Here is a 1,558-nt window from a genome sequence, read left to right as displayed (position 1 = left end):
ACCCATGGCAACACAACCATCCTCTAAAATGCTCTAAATTCACATTTACTAAATTTTAATCTGCTAAATTTCAATTTACTGCTTCCTTCAAAATATCAGCATACTTTTTAATCGAATTTCAACATTATCACAGTTCAATTATTAATCAAATTATAATGATAATTTAATCAGTTTGTCTCCTGATAATGAATACTTATAATCTATTTTGGGTTATTTACAAACCAACTATCTTATTTATAATTCTGTTTATCTGCATTTATATTTTATATAACAGAGCCCAAATTTATTTAACACAATTTAATTAAGGAGTGACTGATGCCATTTGTCAATGCCTATGTGTCGGAAGAAGATGCCAAAAAATATGATTTAGATAATTTATGGAATAAGTACCGCAGCATTGGTACCAAAATGCCTGAACTATTGAACAGTTTTGATGTTCACCAACACGCTTGGTGTGTGGATAAGGAACGAGGGTATTGGTTGTTTTACTGTAATTATGTAATGACTTATGATACTCCTTCTGGTCTACCTCAACCAACTTCTAAAAAAATATTTATCCTGCATGTTAATGGTCAGAATATTGAGTTTATTTTGGAAGCAGTCCTTGGAAATCTAGCGATTTGCAAGCGATCGGTTTGGAATATGCTAACTCCTTTCCTGTAAAAATTGCTTGGAATATTGTGTCAATGAATCCCAGTTGTTTATCGACTATGTCGAAGGCGGATTTATTAATCGTTTTAAAAGAGGCGTTAACTGTCTTTAAATGTAGTGGAATTAGAAATTTAGAATTTAATGATAAGGCACTGATTAGATGTAATTTTTAGTATTTTGTAAGCTAACAACATAATCAATTATTATACTGGAGGAATAGACCAATATGGTGGGATTGACTAAAGAGGAAGCGGAAAAACGATTATTTAAGGTCAAGGATGCCAATGGATTACGTGATTTAATACAACAATTAGATATAAATACCCATGGCAACACAACCATCCTCTAAAATGCTCTAAATTCACATTTACTAAATTTTAATCTGCTAAATTTCAATTTACTGCTTCCTTCAAAATATCAGCATACTTTTTAATCGAATTTCAACATTATCACAGTTCAATTATTAATCAAATTATAATGATAATTTAATCAGTTTGTCTCCTGATAATGAATACTTATAATCTATTTTGGGTTATTTACAAACCAATTATCTTATTTATAATTTTGTTTATCTGCATTTATATTTTATATAACAGAGCCCAAATTTATTTAACACAATTAAATTAAGGAGTGACTGATGTCATTTGTCAATGCCTATGTGTCGGAAGAAGATGCTAAAAAATATGATTTAGATAATTTATGGAATAAGTACCGCCGCTTTGGTACCAAAATGCCTGAACTATTGAAGAGTTTTGATGTTCATCAACACGCTTGGTGTGTGGATAAGGAACGAGGGTATTGGTTATTTAACTGTGACTATGTGCTGAATTATGATACTCCGTCTGGTTTACCCGCAGCAACTAATAAGGAGGTATATATCCTGCATGTTAATGGCCAGAATATTGAG

At 31.1% G+C, this 1,558-nt stretch carries 3 protein-coding genes; all 3 read left to right on the top strand.

All coding sequences use genetic code 11. From position 1 onward, the window contains the following. Nucleotides 1-315 precede the first annotated feature (315 nt). Entirely contained in the window at nt 316-663 is a 348-nt protein-coding gene (locus A9G32_RS03060; protein WP_065640638.1) for a hypothetical protein, read from the top strand. Nucleotides 664-877: 214 nt separating this feature from the next. Further along, nucleotides 878-1,000 carry a hypothetical protein gene (locus A9G32_RS13335; RefSeq protein WP_255306802.1) on the top strand — a complete coding sequence of 41 codons (123 nt, stop codon included), beginning with the start codon at nt 878-880 and terminating at the stop codon, nt 998-1,000. A 288-nt stretch (nt 1,001-1,288) separates the two neighbouring features. After that, nucleotides 1,289-1,558, top strand: a 270-nt coding sequence (locus A9G32_RS03055; protein WP_218055816.1) for a hypothetical protein, incomplete at its 3' end; no start/stop codon positions are given.

The organism is Gilliamella sp. Gris3-2 (assembly GCF_001690345.1).
GTDB classification, from domain to species: Bacteria; Pseudomonadota; Gammaproteobacteria; order Enterobacterales; family Orbaceae; genus Gilliamella; species Gilliamella bombi.
This window is presented reverse-complemented; position numbering and strand designations above follow the sequence as displayed.

Excerpts from the sequence above, each read along its gene's own strand:
- A9G32_RS03060 (WP_065640638.1), top strand. The coding sequence starts at position 316 with ATGCCATTTGTCAATGCCTATGTGTCGGAAGAAGATGCCAAAAAATAT.
- A9G32_RS13335 (WP_255306802.1), top strand. The coding sequence starts at position 878 with ATGGTGGGATTGACTAAAGAGGAAGCGGAAAAACGATTATTTAAGGTC.